Source organism: Undibacterium sp. Ji83W (assembly GCF_049340385.1).
Classification (GTDB): domain Bacteria; phylum Pseudomonadota; class Gammaproteobacteria; order Burkholderiales; family Burkholderiaceae_D; genus Undibacterium.
On the sequence record NZ_JBMPOZ010000006.1, the window covers coordinates 40,891 to 58,062 of the forward strand.

The 17,172-nt window shown below is 52.0% G+C and carries 14 protein-coding genes; 9 read left to right on the plus strand and 5 right to left on the minus strand.

Going from position 1 to position 17,172, the window contains the following annotated elements; genetic code table 11:
• Positions 1 to 41: 41 nt before the first annotated feature.
• On the plus strand, positions 42 to 530 hold the full coding sequence (locus tag ACO0LD_RS12095) for a phage regulatory CII family protein (protein ID WP_423007031.1): 489 nt from the start codon (positions 42 to 44) through the stop codon (positions 528 to 530).
• On the opposite strand, the gene ACO0LD_RS12100 is transcribed toward ACO0LD_RS12095, so the two are convergent.
• Positions 527 to 1,348, minus strand: coding sequence for a DUF2314 domain-containing protein (locus ACO0LD_RS12100; RefSeq protein ID WP_423007033.1), 822 nt, complete (start codon positions 1,346 to 1,348; stop codon positions 527 to 529). The two genes, ACO0LD_RS12095 and ACO0LD_RS12100, sit on opposite strands and share 4 nt — an antisense overlap.
• 232 nt (positions 1,349 to 1,580) lie before the next feature.
• Between ACO0LD_RS12100 and ACO0LD_RS12105 the strand changes: the two genes are divergently transcribed.
• A complete protein-coding gene (locus ACO0LD_RS12105; protein WP_423007463.1) occupies positions 1,581 to 2,147 on the plus strand; it encodes a chromate transporter in 567 nt (188 codons plus the stop codon).
• Positions 2,147 to 2,743, plus strand: coding sequence for a chromate transporter (locus ACO0LD_RS12110; protein ID WP_423007035.1), 597 nt, complete (start codon positions 2,147 to 2,149; stop codon positions 2,741 to 2,743). Before ACO0LD_RS12105 ends, ACO0LD_RS12110 begins: the two co-directional genes overlap by 1 nt.
• 13 nt (positions 2,744 to 2,756) lie before the next feature.
• On the opposite strand, the gene ACO0LD_RS12115 is transcribed toward ACO0LD_RS12110, so the two are convergent.
• Together ACO0LD_RS12115 and ACO0LD_RS12120 are read right to left on the minus strand one after the other, a co-directional pair.
• The gene (locus tag ACO0LD_RS12115) at positions 2,757 to 4,157 is read right to left on the minus strand and encodes a DUF1501 domain-containing protein (protein WP_423007037.1); all 1,401 of its coding nucleotides are present in this window, start codon (positions 4,155 to 4,157) and stop codon (positions 2,757 to 2,759) included.
• 75 nt (positions 4,158 to 4,232) lie between these two features.
• On the minus strand, positions 4,233 to 5,990 hold the full coding sequence (locus ACO0LD_RS12120) for a DUF1800 domain-containing protein (RefSeq protein ID WP_423007039.1): 1,758 nt from the start codon (positions 5,988 to 5,990) through the stop codon (positions 4,233 to 4,235).
• Positions 5,991 to 6,307: 317 nt separating this feature from the next.
• Here ACO0LD_RS12120 and ACO0LD_RS12125 point away from each other — a divergent pair, with 317 nt between their 5' ends.
• Positions 6,308 to 7,165: a hypothetical protein gene (locus ACO0LD_RS12125; protein WP_423007041.1), complete on the plus strand. Its 858-nt coding sequence runs from the start codon at positions 6,308 to 6,310 to the stop codon at positions 7,163 to 7,165.
• Between the two features lie 42 nt (positions 7,166 to 7,207).
• On the opposite strand, the gene ACO0LD_RS12130 is transcribed toward ACO0LD_RS12125, so the two are convergent.
• A complete protein-coding gene (locus ACO0LD_RS12130) occupies positions 7,208 to 7,525 on the minus strand; it encodes a hypothetical protein (protein ID WP_423007043.1) in 318 nt (105 codons plus the stop codon).
• A gap of 178 nt (positions 7,526 to 7,703) precedes the next feature.
• On the opposite strand from ACO0LD_RS12130, the gene ACO0LD_RS12135 reads away from it, so the two are divergent.
• Together ACO0LD_RS12135 and ACO0LD_RS12140 are read left to right on the plus strand one after the other, a co-directional pair.
• The gene (locus ACO0LD_RS12135) at positions 7,704 to 9,173 is read left to right on the plus strand and encodes a PLP-dependent aminotransferase family protein (RefSeq protein ID WP_423007045.1); all 1,470 of its coding nucleotides are present in this window, start codon (positions 7,704 to 7,706) and stop codon (positions 9,171 to 9,173) included.
• 182 nt (positions 9,174 to 9,355) lie between these two features.
• Entirely contained in the window at positions 9,356 to 10,678 is a 1,323-nt protein-coding gene (locus ACO0LD_RS12140) for a dicarboxylate/amino acid:cation symporter (RefSeq protein ID WP_423007047.1), read from the plus strand.
• An 81-nt stretch (positions 10,679 to 10,759) separates the two neighbouring features.
• Here ACO0LD_RS12140 and ACO0LD_RS12145 read toward each other — a convergent pair whose 3' ends face one another.
• Positions 10,760 to 11,992 carry a TCR/Tet family MFS transporter gene (locus ACO0LD_RS12145; protein WP_423007049.1) on the minus strand — a complete coding sequence of 411 codons (1,233 nt, stop codon included), beginning with the start codon at positions 11,990 to 11,992 and terminating at the stop codon, positions 10,760 to 10,762.
• Between the two features lie 78 nt (positions 11,993 to 12,070).
• Here ACO0LD_RS12145 and ACO0LD_RS12150 point away from each other — a divergent pair, with 78 nt between their 5' ends.
• The 3 genes from ACO0LD_RS12150 (at position 12,071) to ACO0LD_RS12160 (ending at position 17,168) form a co-directional block, all read left to right on the plus strand.
• Complete coding sequence (locus tag ACO0LD_RS12150) at positions 12,071 to 13,384, plus strand: hemolysin family protein (RefSeq protein ID WP_423007051.1); 1,314 nt, start codon at positions 12,071 to 12,073, stop codon at positions 13,382 to 13,384.
• A gap of 132 nt (positions 13,385 to 13,516) precedes the next feature.
• Positions 13,517 to 14,791 carry an Hsp70 family protein gene (locus tag ACO0LD_RS12155; protein ID WP_423007053.1) on the plus strand — a complete coding sequence of 425 codons (1,275 nt, stop codon included), beginning with the start codon at positions 13,517 to 13,519 and terminating at the stop codon, positions 14,789 to 14,791.
• 145 nt (positions 14,792 to 14,936) lie between these two features.
• Complete coding sequence (locus ACO0LD_RS12160; RefSeq protein WP_423007055.1) at positions 14,937 to 17,168, plus strand: bifunctional diguanylate cyclase/phosphodiesterase; 2,232 nt, start codon at positions 14,937 to 14,939, stop codon at positions 17,166 to 17,168.
• Positions 17,169 to 17,172: the final 4 nt, after the last annotated feature.

Below are 17,172 nucleotides of genomic sequence, written 5' to 3' on the forward strand. Positions count from 1 at the left end.
AAAAACACAAAGATCATCGGTAATAAATTGGGGAATTCACCATGACACGAAAATATTCAGACATGAACCAGCACGACGCCTTATACAAGATTGCGCGCACCTATCCTGGTGGCCTGGAGGCTTTGGCTGGCCGTATGGGAGTCTCGGTGAATGTCTTGCGCAATAAACTGGCACCGGGCATAGAGTCACATTACCCATCGTTTGAAGAACTCTCGATGATTGTCGAGTTGTGCCACGAAGCAGGCGTCAAGGATGCCCACCTGCCCCTGCATGCCTTGCTAAGCCGTCACGGCATGGCCGCCTTTGTAATACCTGAACCAAGTCAGGTCAGTGAAGATGATTTGTCGCAGACAGTATGTCGTGTCATGAGCCGTGTTGGCGATGTGGCAGAGGCAGTCTCAACCGCCCTGATCGACGGTGTGATTACGGATGCTGAGGCTGACTTGATAGAAAGAGAATTTCAGAGCGCACTGACGGTGCTGGGCGAGTGGCGTGCGCGCATACGCGCACACCATAAGCAAAGAGATTAATGCAATTTCTTTTCCAGAAAAGCGACTATCCTGGGCCAGCCCATTTTGCGTGCCAGATCAAGTGCGGTTTCGCCTTTGGGATTGACAGCACTGACGTCGGCACCATGCTTGACCAGCAGGGTCACGGGTGAGAGATTGCCAGCCAGTGCATCCCTCTGCAACAAGGTCCAGCCATCTTCATCAAGGCTGCGGGTGAAAGAAGGTTCATCCTGCAAACCCTGGTCCATTTTCTCTGCCATGTTTTCACTCATGGGGTGTTCAGGCAGGTCTTCTGTGCTGACAATAATCGCCGCTTCTTTTTTGCCAAACAAACCGGATAAGAAACCCTGCTTTTCCTGGGTTGGTGCAGGTACGATCATGACTTCACCTGGCTTGCCAAAGTCCAGGCCCCAGGCCTGATCATGTTCATCACGCTCGGTTTTTGACATGTCGCTACGCATGACATCAATGCTGTAACCGCCATATACCTTACCGTTGATGGTGTACATCCAGTCACCAATTTCCGCCAGCGGCACGGTCACCGGATCACCGGCAGCGATGCTGTCAAACCATTGTGGATTATTCAGTAAAACGCCAGATATGGTATCGCCATCGAAGCGTATTTCATTGATCCACATGTGCTCAACTTCTGGTCCTTCGCCATCCGAACCGGTAGGAAAAGCTACTTTCACGGCAGCCAGACCCAGACCGGGGATAATGCGGCGATATTCCCAAGACAATTCGCGCCAGAAATATTTGAAAGTCTTGCGCGCCTGTTCAGCAGCCGCCTGCATGGCAGGGCTGGCACCTTCAAACATGACTATCTTGTCTTCGCTCATGATCTTGACCAGTAAAATAAAAACACTCTAGCGCAAAGCAGGCTGACAAATAAGCAAGTGCAGGACTTCGTTTCAAATGATACAAGTCCTTACTTTTGCATATGATGCGCCCCGGTCGACACGGCTGTGTCTATGGAAATTGGGATAGGTGAAATATTTGCTCAGCAGCATTTCTCCTGCTGCTTTACAATACCAGTCTGCCTCTATGCTAAGCCGCCAGGCTGCCATCATCATGTCCACAGAACCTGCCAGCCAGCGTCCCACCTCCCTTGCGGATTTGTATATCTCATTTACCTTGTTGGCATTGCAAGGATTCGGTGGTGTACTGGCCGTCGTGCAACGTGAACTGGTGGAAAAAAAACGCTGGATGACGATGGAAGAGTTTGTCGAAGACTGGGCAGTCGCGCAGATTTTGCCGGGGCCGAATGTAGTGAATTTATCCCTGATGATAGGCCACCGCCATTTTGGTTTTGCCGGTGCCATGGCAGCACTGGCTGGCATGTTGTCTGTACCCTTGTTGATCGTGGTGATGCTGGCAGTGATATATGCCCAGTTTTCCCAGTATCCCCAGGTAGTGGCTGCGCTGCGCGGCATGAGTGCGGTGACTGCGGGCCTGATCATCGCCACAGCGCTCAAGCTGGTACCGGCACTGAAAAATAATCCTCTGGGCAGGGCTACTGCCCTGGCCTTCAGTGCGCTTTGTTTTGTCGGCATCGCCTTCTTGCGCCTGCCACTGGCCTATGTCTTGTTTGCCCTCGGCACCGTCACCTGCATACTGGTTTACCGGAGGCTGAAATAATGCCAGATACCCTGCACAATGCCTTGCATATCAGTCTGAACTGGAATGACTGGCTGCAACTGTTTTTGCATTACATGATGCTGTCGCTGTTGTCGATAGGCGGGGCGATTTCTACCTTGCCTGACATGCATCGCTATCTGGTGGCCCAACAAGGCTGGCTGACTGATGCGCAATTCAATGCCTCAGTCTCCATTGCCCAGGCGGCCCCTGGTCCCAACGTCTTGTTCATCGCTCTGATGGGCTGGAATGTGGGCATGAATGCCGGTGGCATGTGGACTGCCCTCTTGGGTGTTTTTGTCACCATGACAGGCATATTGTTACCGAGTACCACGCTGACTTATGTCGCTGCCAGCTGGGGACATGCCAACCGTGAATTGCGCAGCGTGCGCGCTTTCAAACTGGGTATGGCACCCATCGTCATCGGCCTGTTGCTGGCGACGGGCTGGATCATGGCAGCATCCCATGACCAGATGAACAGGGACTGGCCATTGTGGTTGATGACTGTCGTGTGTACCGTGGTCGTCTGGCGCACCCGCCTGCATTTGCTATGGTTGCTGGCGGGTGGCGCTGCGCTGGGCTGGTTCGGCCTGATTTGAAGGCAGGCAGAAATCAGACAAAACCCAGATAGCGTTGGGTAGCATCGTAATATTTTAGATTCGGCAACAGCGTCAACATATCGCTGTCAGACACGCCCAGCCATTTACCCAGGGTAGCGGCATATTGATCGACCGAGGTGGTCGGCAATAAACGGCCCTGCCCTACATCATCATCGCTGTCAGTTGCAACCAGCGGCGCAGTACCGTAATAACGTTTGCCATTCACGGCACCACCCAGCATGAAATGCATGCTGCCCCAGCCATGATCAGAACCGTCGTTGTTACCGCTCAGGGTACGGCCAAAATCGGATGCGGTAAAACTGGTGACCTTGTTCTCTATCTTCAATTCCCTGGTCGCTTCATAAAATGAATTCAAGGCTTCAGCGACGCTTGCCAGCAAACCCGGATGGGTAGTCACCAGGCCATCATGGGTATCAAAACCGCCCATGGAAACAAAAAACACCTGACGTTTTGCCCCCAGAGTGCCGGCACAGGAAATCATGCGCGCCACCATCTTCAATTGCATGGCCAGATTATTTGCTTCATTAAAAGGCGTCTTGATTGCACCCGGGTCAGGCAGTGCTGCAGTCAATACGTCATTGGCTTCGATCGAACGTTTACTGACACGCGTATATTCATTTTCAAACAAATGCGTACGCGCTTGCGTGACCAGGTTTTGCAAAGCGGTGGAACAAGCCGCAGAACCAAACAATGGTGCCTGCAAACCCGCCAGCGGCACTGAGCCATTGGTCGAAACCTGATACTGCACGGCGGTATTGCCGGACAGGTAAACCGCATTGCCAGATACGTTCACGCAAGTGAAGGTTGCATTGCCATTACCCGCCTGGAACAAATCACCCATGCGCCCGCCCCAGCCAGATGTTGCCCCTTCAGGGGCAGAAGATTGCCATACTGATTGCTGGTCATTATGCGAAAACAATTTGGGTGGCAACATGGCCGTCTTATTCGTGTATTCAAGTTTGGTGGTGGGACGTATCAAGGTACCGACATTCAGCAATACTCCCATCTTGCCAGCATTAAAAACAGGTAATAAGGGTGCGAGTTCAGGTGCCAGCGCGTATTGGTGGCTGACGCCATTCCTGTCCACCGGTACATTCAGCCCCTGCAAGGCGGTCGCCGTCAGTTTGTCGCGCCCATAGGCCAGTGTGGGACGCAACTGTGCATAGGCATTGTAGTTGGCGCTGTCATATGGCACCAGGGTATTGGCGTAATCATTACCGCCGTATAAAAACACGCAGACGATGGCTTTATAATCATCCGCATTGGCAGCCGACGCTTCGGCCATGGCAGCCAGGTTCAATGCCCAGGGGGTGGCAACACCAGCGATGGAGAGTGCAGAAGCACGTTGCAAGAATGCCCGGCGTGAGGCATTCATCGTAGTTGAATTTTTCATGATGCTTTCCTGTAGTGGTGGCAGCAAATTGGCTTAATTGTTTTAGTAGCTTAGTGGCTTGATAAAAGCCCAGGCTTATTTGAGAACGATGAATTCGGGGGCCGCCAGTACCAGTGTCAGCGCTGCATAAATTCTTTGCTTGCGACGGTTATCACTACCCTTGGGCATGCTGTCAACCGCAGTGCTCAAATCCAGCAAGCTGGCGGTACTCAATTGCCCTGCCGCCAATACCAGATTGATTTCATCCAGCAAGGCTGCAGCTGTGTCAGCCAATGGCATCAGGCTGCTGTAATCGGGCGTGACATCACTGACACCATTGCTGACTGCGCGCTGCATATAATTGACATAACCGACCACTGAGGATTCATTGGTAATCTGGAATTCTGGTGCAACCAGGGTTGCTGCCGCAATCGCCGTGTTTGGTGGCACATAACCGGGACGGAAAAAATTGAATACCGACGGCGAACGCAAAGGGCTTTGCCCCAGTTTGGTTGCGGGGTCGCCAGTGTTGCCGATATTCCAGATATCATTTGTCGCTGTGGCATTGTAGGCACGCGCCCAGGCCAGAAAGCGCAATACAGGTTCACGCAGTTTGCCAAACTGCGGGTCGCTGATATTGGCTGGCTTGCGCGCTTCATCGTCAAGCAAGATCGCTTTCAATACAGCTTTCAAATTACCTTTCTTGCTGGCACTACCACTACCATCATCATTGAATACCGTGGCCACGCGAGAAACATAAGCGGGAGATGGATTGCTGGTCACCAGTCGCTGTATCAGCTGGCGGCTGATGAAGGGTGCCACATTGTCATGGGCAAAGATGATGTCCAGTGCAGCCGTCAAAGCATCCGCACCACTCAGGCCCGCTGCCACTGTCTTGTCCAGGAACATGGAAGCACCAGTTTCATGTTTGACAGGTACTTGTATCATGGGACGGCGCATAAAATCCGGCTTGTCTGCCTTGCCGCCCGCCAGATCAAAATCCCAACCAGTAAAGATGCGGGCCAGGCCAGTGATATCGTCGAGGCCATAGGTCTCTTTGTTCTTGCCATCTTCCTGACGTGGATTACCATTGAGCTTGAGTTCCAGCAAACCTATGCTGAACAATTGCATCAGTTCACGGGCATAGTTTTCATCCGGCATGGCACCGGTTTGGGCATTGAATTTGGCATTGCCGCGAAAGGTCAGGTATTGCCCCATGGCAGGGCTGGTCGATACCAGTTGCAAGAGATCACGGTAATTGCCAAAACAATTTGCTTCCAGCATATCCAGCCAGGCTGCGGCGGCAAAAGCTTTCCAGCCACCACCGATCAGGCCATCAATGGCGACTACGATAACTTCTGACAAAGACAGGGTGAAGCGCTGGCGCAGGGTATCGGGTGAACTGATCAGTTTGCGCCAGGCGCAGGAATCAAAGCCTGCCTGGCTATTGCGGTAACTGATATCGTCAAGCCCTTTGGAGACCAGCCAGTCCCACCGTGTGCCATAGCCGGGCAGGCTGAGTTGCTCATCAATCCAGCCTGCATATCCCAGTGCTTGTACTCTGGCAATCTGGGCGCGGTTGGCACCCATACTCGCTTGTGCCAGAAAACGTGACGCGTCACTGGCTGTAATGGCTGCAGCATTGGAGTCGGGAGCCGGCGCTGGTGGCGCACCCATGGCTGTTGTGCCGATGCCTGTGCTATTTTGCGCCGTCGAACTGCTGCCACCGCAGGCGGCCAGCAAGGAAGCAGATGCAAGCAGCGCCGCTGCCTTCAAATCTGCCTGCTGATTGAACAAATTCTTGTCTGTCGCGGTCTGAGTATCCATGTCCGCATCGATTAACTGCTCTTCCATGTTCTGTCTCCCTGTAAGAATTAATATGTTTATTCTTGCTACCCAAGCTTGGAGATTAGGACAGGTATGTAAATTTCTTATTACCGATTTGTAAGCAGTTGTCAGGAGTTAGGATAATTTTATATATAGTTTGTTACTTGCAAATGTAAATAGCATTAAAGATTCAAAAACCGGACGCGTCATTTGTTACACTTTCGTTTTTTATCAGCATGTACCGGATTTGCGAATTCGCCTCCAGACAATCTTTGTTACAGGGAGAGGCATAGTTTGATGTATGCTTGCCACCTTGAAATTCTGCACACCGGTTCATATAGTCCATGAAGTTGAGCATAGAAGCGCCTGAGGATGAAGTTACCCTGCCGGGCGAAATTCATTTACATATCCGGTTTCGCCCTGCGAATATGTTCGGCATCTTGCTGGCTTTGCTGGTTCACGGACTTTTGCTGTACTTCTTGCTGCACATGAATGTGCTCAAGAAGAAGCTCGACAAGAGTGGTTCAAGTGAGCCTATGGTCATGATCATGGACCAGGTGGCCAAAGCCCCCAAGCAGGCGACTGCCCCGCAAAAACAAAAAGCCGTGTCCAAACCGGTGCGGGTGCCGCCATCCAAAAACGCGATTACCCGGCCCAAGACACCGCCATCGCCAGTCACCGATTCGCCCATAGCACAGCCACCTCCGCCACAAGCCAAGGAGACCCCGCCAGAAATGGATATGATGGCCCTGGCCAATGCTGCACGTGAACGCCGCCGCCCAGCGGAGCAGGCAGCCGCACAGGAAAACGAAGGTGCGCGTCAGGCAGGCCGTGGCATGACCCCGCAGGAAGTGGCCGAAGCCAATGTCAAGCGCAGCATGCAGCAAGCAGCCAACCGTGCGGGTGGCAGCGGTGTGTTTGAACTGGGGACAGTAGGCACGCGGGTAGCCAGCTTCACTTTCCGTGGCTGGAACACGCGCGTTGTGGCCTCTGGCGGCAAACAGTCTTTTGAAGTTGATGCCGGTCTTGGTGGCGACGTACGCCTGGCCTTGGTACGCCGCATGATAGAAATCATACGCATGGAATACAAGGGCGACTTCAACTGGGAATCCAGACGCCTGGGCCGTGTAGTAGTCAGGTCAGCCCGCGTGGAAGATTCAGCAGAGCTGGAAAGCTTTTTGCTGAAGGAATTTTTCCCTTAAATTTTCAGGCGCTGTGAGCCTGTCGGGATAGCACCTGACAGCTCAAACCGGCCCGCCCTGATGACAAGCACTTGCTGGTTTTCCATGCCAAAGCTGCTGCAAGGCCTGCCACCAGTTGACAGGCGCAACTTGCTGTATCAGCAACTCACTCGTCTCTATTGCCTGCAATTCTATCCAGCCATCACGTTCAGCCGTGAACAGCGCACCGCTACTGAGCACAGTATCAACTTGCCATGCCACGCCTTCCAGAAATTGTGGTGCAGCCAAAATATGCAGGCGGCCTTTATGCAAATGCAGTCTGCTATCTGTCATTAACAGAACTTGCAGGCGCTGTCCTGCTTTGATCGTATGGATATCCATGAAACACTCCTGAAAGTAATAAGGCATGGGTTTCAGGATAAGTCTTGCCGGGTATTTCGCACAGGCACAGAGAATGCCTATCTGTATCGCATCAGACAGTAAATTAAGAATCTGTTATTGTATCGTTAGCCCTGAACTGTATCCGTGCAGGCCCTGAGCAGCCTTACATCATAGACATATGCAAACCCTACCTCTCTACAGGCAACTGGCCGACCATTATCTGAATGCTATCCGTTGTGGCACGCTCAAGCTGGGCGACCGCATGCCCTCAGTGCGCAAGCTCATGCATGTGCATGGTGTCAGCCTGTCCACCGCCTTGCAGTTATGCCGTCAGCTGGAAACCGAGGGCTGGCTGGAAGCGCGTCCGCGTTCTGGCTATTTTGTACGGCAACCAAGGCGAGTGCGTCTGATACCGGCGCAGGAACCAACCATAGGCAAGATCATCGACCCGGCGCAATTTGTCGGCATCCATGAACTAGTGTCAGAAATCATTGCCCAAGGCCAGCGCCAGGTGAAATGCAATCTGGCACGGGCGACTGGCGGCCCCGCCCTTTATCCGCACCAGCAATTACGCAGCCTGACGGTCAGTACCCTGCGCCGTTATCCTGAATTACTGACCAAGGCGATATCGCCAGGCGGTAATCGCGAACTCAAGGCGGCACTGGCCAAGCGCGCACTCGATTCCGGCATCAGTACATCTGCTGACCAGGTCATCATCACCAATGGCTGTATCGAAGCCCTGAACCTGGCCCTGCGTGCCGTGGCACAGGCGGGCGATGTCATCGCGGTAGAATCGCCGACTTTTTACGGTCTCTTGCAAGTGCTGGAAAGCCTGGGCATGAAGGCGCTGGAAATACCCACCAGCCCAAGCACCGGTATTTCTGTCGAAGCGCTGGAACTGGCCATGCGCACCTATGACAATATCAAGGCGGTGGTAGTGGTGCCGCATCTGCAAAATCCCCTGGGCAGCATGATGCCTGACCAGCACAAGCAAAAACTGGTAGCGCTGTGTGAAGCCCAAGGCATACCGCTGATAGAAGACGATTCTTACAGCGCACTCGCAGATGGCGACAAGATACCGACCGCCTTAAAACAATGGGACCACAGCGGCAACGTGATTTACTGCGCCTCAGTGCACAAGATACTCGCACCTGGCATGCGCGTGGGCTGGATACTGGCGGGTCGCTGGCAAGAGCGTGTGAACATGCTGAAGTATGCGCACACGCGCTATAACGAAGAATTGTCACAGATAGTCACAGCGACTTTTTTACTGTCGTCAGCTTACGACAGGCATCTGCGGAAACTACGTAGCAGCCTCGCTGTACAAAGAGAAAAAATGGCAGAAGCGATTGCCACTTATTTTCCCGAAGGCACGCGTGTGACCATGCCAGCTGGAGGAGTTTCGCTGTGGGTAGAGATGCCGACAGGCACTTCTTCCCGCGCTGTTTTTGATGCCGCTCTAGAGGAGAGTATCCTGGTTTCACCGGGCTTGATGTACTCTAATTCAAATCGTTTTGATCATTTTTTGCGTATCAATTGCGGCATGCCGTATACCCAGGATCTGGATGATGCAATGCGTTTGCTGGGCCGCATCATTCAGCACCAGGCAAACCATTCTTCAGCAGCTAAGCAACATATTGCTGCATAAAACTCTGAGTAAAAGTCTGCGTAAAACCCTGCATAAATTTTAAGCACTGTGGAAAGCCACAATTGTGGCTGCCCCATGCATTTCCCATAATGCAAGCACTGACGGAAAAAAATATTCCGCAACGTGCTCGCCAAGATGATGTTATTCAGGCGAGACTTTCTACCATCCAATGGAGACCAAGGATGAAAGCTCAAGCCTTCTACAAATCCCTGTATTTTCAAGTCATCACGGCCATCGTCATGGGCGTCTTGCTTGGCCATTTTTATCCCGAATCCGGCGCTTCCATGAAGCCTCTGGGCGACGGTTTTATCAAGCTCATCAAGATGATGATCGCGCCGATTATTTTCTGTACTGTGGTGGTTGGTATTGCCGGTATGGAAGACATGAAAAAAGTCGGCAAGACTGGTGGCATGGCACTGCTGTATTTTGAAGTTGTCAGTACCCTGGCACTGATCATCGGTCTCATCATCGTCAACGTTGTGCAACCGGGTGTAGGCATGCATATCGATGTGCATACGCTGGACACCAAGGGTATTGCAGCTTTTGCCGGACCTGGCAAAATGCAGACCACGACAGAATTCTTGATGGCCATCATCCCTACCACTTTCACGGATGCTTTTGCCAAGGGTGAGATACTGCAGGTTTTGCTGATCTCTATCTTCTTTGGCTTTGCCCTGCATCGTTTTGGTGGTCGCGGCACGCTGGTATTTGACCTGGTAGAAAAATTCTCCCACGTGCTGTTTGTCATCGTTGGCTACATCATGAAAGTTGCTCCTATCGGTGCCTTTGGTGCGATGGCTTTCACGATAGGTAAATATGGTGTTGGTTCGCTGGTGCAACTCGGTTTCCTGATGGCGACTTTCTATGCAACCTGCCTGATTTTCATCTTCGTGGTACTTGGCACTATCGCCAAGGTGCATGGTTTCAGTATCTGGAAATTCATCAAGTACATCAAGGAGGAATTGCTCATCGTACTCGGCACTTCATCTTCAGAATCAGTGTTGCCACGCATGATGGCCAAGCTGGAAAACCTGGGTGTGAAAAAATCCGTGGTTGGCCTGGTGATCCCTACCGGTTACTCTTTTAACCTGGATGGCACTTCCATCTACCTGACCATGGCTGCGGTATTTATTGCTCAAGCCACAGATACACCGATGACTTTGATGCAGCAAATCACTTTGCTGGCAGTCTTGCTGCTAACATCCAAGGGCGCGGCTGGTATCACAGGCAGTGGTTTCATCGTGCTGGCGGCGACACTGTCTGCGGTTGGTGGTGTACCGGTCGCCGGTCTGGCACTGATACTTGGCATAGATAGGTTCATGTCCGAAGCACGCGCATTGACCAACCTGATCGGCAATGGTGTCGCTACTGTCGTGGTAGCCAAATGGGGTAATGATGTGGATACCGTCAAGATGCAAAGACGCCTGAACAATGAAACCGTGGAAGAAGCAGAAGATCCTGAACTCTTGATGGATACTGCATCCATGCATACAGCAGTGCGTTAATCATCTGGCGACAAGCAAAACAAAAAAAGCGGACTTTCAAAGTCCGCTTTTTTTATTCCTGCAAATTATTCTTGCAAACCCTCAGCTACTTTTTTTCAAATGCCTTAGCGCCAGAGTCAGTGCCATCAATTGTATGGTCGACGCCAAAAAGAAAGGTGCTCCCAGCAAGACACTGCCTTTAGGGAAATGGCTGACTTGCCCAACGATGGAAGTGCCTATCAACGTAGCAAACACACTCATGATACTTGCCAGTGCCGTCAAGGAACCCATGGCCAGACCTTGCGAACGTGCATCGACTGCACGCGAAAAAAATCCTTGCAAGGCAGGCCCGGCAGCAAAGGCCAGAACATTACACAAGATCAACACATACATCATCCAGCCCTGGTTTGCCAGGCCATAACAACTGAGTGCCACGGTCGACGAAGCCAGGCCGATCAAAACCGCATTCGCGTCGCCAACGCGCTTGATATAACGTCCAAGAAAAACACCCTGCATGAGTACGCTGGAAACACCGACCATGAACAGTGAAAAACCATTTTGTATGGGTGTCCAGCCAAACCGCAATTCTGTTGACAAGACCCAGGTGGTTTGCAAAGTGAATTGGGCAAACATGGTCAGTGCATAGACCCACACCAGTGCACCAACGCCACGTAAATGGGCCAGACCACGCAGACCCGCAAAGGGATTGGCAGCAGAAATATGAAAGGCTTTGCGATTATCGGCAGGCAAGGATTCTGGCAGTGAAAAATAACCATACACCACATTGCCTAGTGACACCGCCGCCGCCAGGTAAAACGGGTAATGGATATGCGCTTCACCGAGCAAGCCGCCAATGACAGGACCGCAGATAAAACCCAGGCCAAACATGGCACCTATCTTGCCCAGGGCTTTGGCACGGTTTTCAGGGCTGGAGACATCGGCGATATAGGCATTCGCGACTGACAGGTTACCCGCAGTGATACCGCCTATGGCGCGCACCACCAGCATCCAGTAAATGCTGGTGACCTGGGTCAGTAAAAGGAAATTCAACCCCAGACCGAATACACAAATCAGCAACACCGGGCGGCGGCCATAACGGTCACTGAGCGCCCCTATCACGGGGGCAAAAACAAATTGCATGACGCCATAGATAGCGACAATCGCGCCATACCAGTAAGCCTGGCTATCTGCCTGCAAGGTATAACTGGCCACCAGCCGCGGCAAGACCGGGATGATGAGGCCTATGCCAAGGATGTCCAGGAATACCGTAATCAAGACAAAACGCACATTGGTCGGCAACGCTTTGGCAGCATCTGCCGGTTCAGAACTTGTCATGGATGACAACCTTTTAGCGAAATATACAAAGCACAATAGTATATGATTACCGTCAAGTACATTTGCACGGGAGCCAACATGGCTTTGTTCGATCATTTTCTCATCATTGCCTTGCTGGTCGCCATCAGCGCATTTTTTTCCATGTCAGAAATTTCGCTGGCTGCTGCGCGCAAGGTCAAGCTGCAGATATTGTATGCAGAAGGCGAGCAACGTGCTGGCAAGGTGCTGGCGCTGCAGCAAGAACCCGGGCATTTTTTCACCGTCGTGCAGATCGCCTTGAATGCCGTTGCGATACTTGGCGGTATTCTGGGTGAACAAGCCTTGACACCATATATCCTGAAAGCCCTGGTCGCTATCTTTGGCATGACCAGCTGGGTGGAAACTGTCAGCTTCGTCACGTCCTTTTTGTTCGTGACGTCGATCTTCATTTTGTTTGCGGACCTGATGCCCAAGAAGATCGCCATGATTTCGCCAGAAACCGTGGCCATGCTGGTGGTCAGCCCGATACTTTTGTGTGTGCGTCTGTTCAAACCCCTGGTCTGGGTATTCAATGGCCTGGCCAACCTGATGTTGCGTCTGTTTAATTTGCCGACGACCAGAAATGAGCAAATCACTTCAGATGAAATTTATGCCATGTTTGATGCAGGAGCTGAAGCCGGGGTGGTGCTGCAAAGCGAGCATCACATGATAGGCAATGTGTTCGAACTGGAAAGCCGTACCGTGCCATCGGCGATGTCGCAGCGCGACAGCATCGTCTACTTTACCCTGCAAGACACGGATGTCGTGATACGCCAGAAGATAGCCGAACATCCGCACACCAAGTTCCTGGTCTGTGATGGCAATATTGACAATGTCGTTGGCTATGTCGAATCCAAGGATATTTTGAAACGGGTGCTGACCAACCAGGCGTTCACCAAGGTACAAGAGTTATCGATACGCACCGCCCTGGCGGTGCCTGATTCGCTGACCCTGTCTGAAATGCTGGAACAATTCAAGGGTACGCGCGAAGACTTTGCCGTCATCCTCAATGAATATGCACTTGTCGTAGGCGTGATTACCCTGAATGACGTATTAAGTACCCTGATGGGCAATCTGGTCCATCCCTTCATGGAAGACCAGATCGTCAAGCGTGATGCCAATTCCTGGCTGATTGACGGCGCAACAACAATCGAGGATGTCTGTCGCGCTCTCGACATAGATGGCTTGCCTGAGCAGGGAAGCTATGAGACCATTGCCGGTTTCATGATGACGATGCTGAAAAAGATACCCAAACGCACTGATTTTGTGATGCTGGGGTCTTATAAGTTCGAAGTCGTCGATATTGATCACTATCGCATTGATCAACTGCTGGTGGTCAAACTCGATAGCACGGAAACCAGCAAATCACCGTAGTGATGACCGTTTTGTCATCATAGTTGCCACTAAGCTTCTTCAGTATCACGTCTTAGCTCATTTATAACGCATCATTGTCAACAGCAGCTCACTCAAAAAGCTGCTGGCTTAACCGTTTTTATCAGGATTTTCATGTCGCACGCTTGTGGAGTAGATTTTGGCACCTCGAATTCAACCGTTGGCTGGCACAGGCCGGGCCAGCCTGCGCTCCTGGCGCTGGAAGAGGGCAAAGTCACGCTGCCATCGGTAGTATTTTTCGATGTTGAAGATGAGCAGGTCAGTTATGGTCGGGCCGCGCTGAGCAATTACCTGGCGGGCTATGAAGGCCGTCTGATGCGCTCGATGAAAAGCTTGCTGGGTACCAGCCTGATGGATGGCCAGACCGAGGTGCAGGGCAAGTCCGTACCTTTCCGCCATTTGCTGGCGCAATTTATCGGTGAACTCAAAGCACGTGCAGAAAAATCGGCAGGCTGCAACTTTACCCAGGCTGTCATGGGCCGCCCTGTGCATTTTATCGATGATGACAGCAAGGCCGACAAACTCGCACAAGACACGCTGGAACAAATCGCCCGCGCTGCGGGGTTCAGGGAAGTGCAATTCCAGTATGAACCGATTGCGGCTGCCTTTGATTATGAATCACGCATCACCAAGGAAGAACTGGTACTGATCGCCGATATAGGCGGCGGTACTTCAGACTTTTCGCTGGTACGCCTGGCACCGCAACGTGCCCACAGGATAGACAGGAAAGACGATATCCTCGCCAACGGCGGTGTTCATATCGGTGGTACCGACTTTGATAAATACCTGAGCCTGAACCATGTCATGCCCTTGCTGGGTCTGGGTGGCCGCCTGGGTAGCCAGATCGACGTACCGTCCAGTTATTATTTCAACCTGGCGACCTGGCACACGATTAACCTGACGTATACCCAAAAAGTCTGGCGTGAATTGCAGGAAGTCTATCGCGATATCAATACCCCTGAATTGCGCCTGCGCTTTGAACGCTTGCTGAACCTGGTAGAAGAACGCGATGGCCACTGGCTGGCCATCAAGTCGGAAGAAGCCAAGATTTTATTGTCAGATCAACAAACCATAGACTTGCCACTGGAACGCCTGCGCAGCAAACAGCCAGCAGCTGCCTGCCATCTGGCACTGGACCAGGATGGCTTGCAGGCTTCCATCGCGCACCTGACCAGCAATATCGGTGACACCGTCAAAACCGTCCTGAACATGGCGAACCTGAAACCGGAGCAGGTCGATACCGTGTTTTTCACTGGCGGCTCCAGTGGTGTACGTGGCTTGCGCCAGCAAATCGCCAGCATAGTCCCGACCGCCACCAAGGTCGAAGGCGATTTATTTGGCAGCATAGGATCAGGCCTGGGTCTGGATGCTGCGCGCAGATTTGCGTGAAAATTGCGCTTGCAAGCCTCATGTCAGTTTTGACTAATATATTTCACTTAAAGTCACAAAGTCGGTAAGCCATGGCTGCGTCCGACGCCAAAACTTAAACTATACTTGTTGCATCAATTAGCAGGCTTTTCTACCCGGAGAAAGCATGTCGAACGAACAAGACGACGATGATGAGCTGTTCCTGGTTGAGGATGCGGAAGAAGAAGCCGCCACTCAGCAAGCAGGGCGCAGCTGGAAAATCGCTATCGTCGATGATGATGAAGATGTACACCGCACCACCTGCTTTGCACTGCAATATGTGCAGATACTGAACCGCCCCCTGGAATTTATCCACACTTACTCCAAGAGTGAAACCCGCAAGGTATTCGCCAGCGAAAGCGATATCGCCGTGGTCTTGCTGGACGTGGTCATGGAAACCGAACATGCAGGGCTGGAGCTGGTCAGTTTCATCCGCGATGAACTAGGCTGGACCGATACCCGCATCATCCTGCGCACCGGTCAACCCGGTTATGCACCGGAAGAAGAAGCCATACGCGACTATGACATCAACGACTATAAAACCAAGAATGAACTGACACGCAAGAAATTGCTGACCTCGCTGACGGCAGCAGTACGCTCGTATGAACAGATACGCACTATCGATGCCAGCCGCCGTGGCCTGCACCAGATCATCAGCTCCAGCGCTGCCTTCACGTTCGAGCATGGCATACAGTCTTTTGCCAGCGGCGTGATTACCCAGATCGCTGCCTTGTGCGGTGTGCCGCCAGAAGGTTTATTGTGTGCCCAGGGCGAGCTCAATGAACTGGATGAAGAAATCCCTGAGACTTTCAATGTCATCGCCTCTGCCGGACATTACAGCAGCCTGATGAATTGCCCGATTGATGATATCCACAGCAGCCGCGTGCGCGATGCCTTAAGGCATGTGCTGACCAAGCGTGAATCCCTGTTCACCGATCACAGCATGACCCTGTATTTTTCTGGTCGTGGTAATCGCCCTCTGGCAGCTTTTATCGACTTGCCGTTTTCACTGTCGGAAATCAACCAGCATTTGCTGGAAGTATTTTGCTCCAACCTCGGTGTCTGTCTCGATAATCTGAGCCTGGTCAATCAACTCAAGAACCACGCTTATCGTGACCAGTTGTTGAAGCTGCCTAACCGCCTGAAATTCATAGAACAGATCAGCACTACCCTGGCAAGTGAACAGACCGGGCAAATGGTGGCACTGATAGACATAGATGATTTTGCTGAAATCAATGATGTGCTCGGCCATCATTATGGTGACCTGATCCTGAAAGCAGTAGCTGACAGACTACGTGAAAAACTGGGGGAACACATCTTCCTGGCTCGTATTTCCGGGGATGTATTCGGCCTGCTTGGCAGCAAGGAATTACTCGAGCCCGAAACCCTGAGGCTAATGTTTGTCGATTCATACACGATAGAGGAAACTGCCCATGCGGTGTCCATGTCGATAGGCATGGTGGCACTGGAAGGTTATGTAGGCGACGGTGCCGAACCGCTGAAAGACGCCAGTATCGCCCTCAAGCGTACCAAGATACACCAGCGCGGCAGTTGCACCTTATTCACCCGTTCGATGGGTATAGAGATACGCGAGCGCGCTACCCTGATGCAGCATTTGCACAAGGCCTTTGATACCGAGCGCCTGTTTCTCATGTACCAGCCGCAAATCGATCTGGAGACAGGTCAGTTTACCGGGCTGGAAGCACTGATACGCTGGCGCAATGATGAGGGCGTACTGATACCACCAAATGATTTTATCCCGCTGGCTGAATATTCCGGCCTTATCATCAGTCTTGGTGCATGGGTATTGCGCACTGCCTGTTTCATGATGGTCAGATTACAAAAAGCCGGTATCGCGCCGCAGCGCATGGGGGTGAATGTCTCGGTCGTGCAATTCCGCCAGGATGACTTTATCGAAGTCGTCGAATCAGCCCTGAAAGATACAGGTTTACTGCCAGAAAACCTGGAACTGGAAATCACAGAATCGGTCACCATGACCAGCGCAGCCCTGTTTGAAAGCAAGCTCGCCAAGCTGAAGCAAATGGGTGTGAAAATCGCCATCGATGATTTTGGCACAGGTTTTTCTTCACTCAGCTATCTGGATAAATTACCAGTAGACAGGCTGAAAATAGACCGCGCTTTCGTCAATCAAATCGATACGCCTGAGGGGCCGCGAATCGCCGAACTGATTACGCAACTCGGTAAAAAACTGGGCTTACAGGTGATTGCAGAAGGGGTAGAACATGAAACCCACTGGAAGACACTGGCAGCCATGGGTTGCCATGAGGGCCAGGGCTTTTACATAGGCCGGCCCATGCTGGAAGAAAATCTTGTTTCCTGGATCAATCTCAGAAAATAAAAGG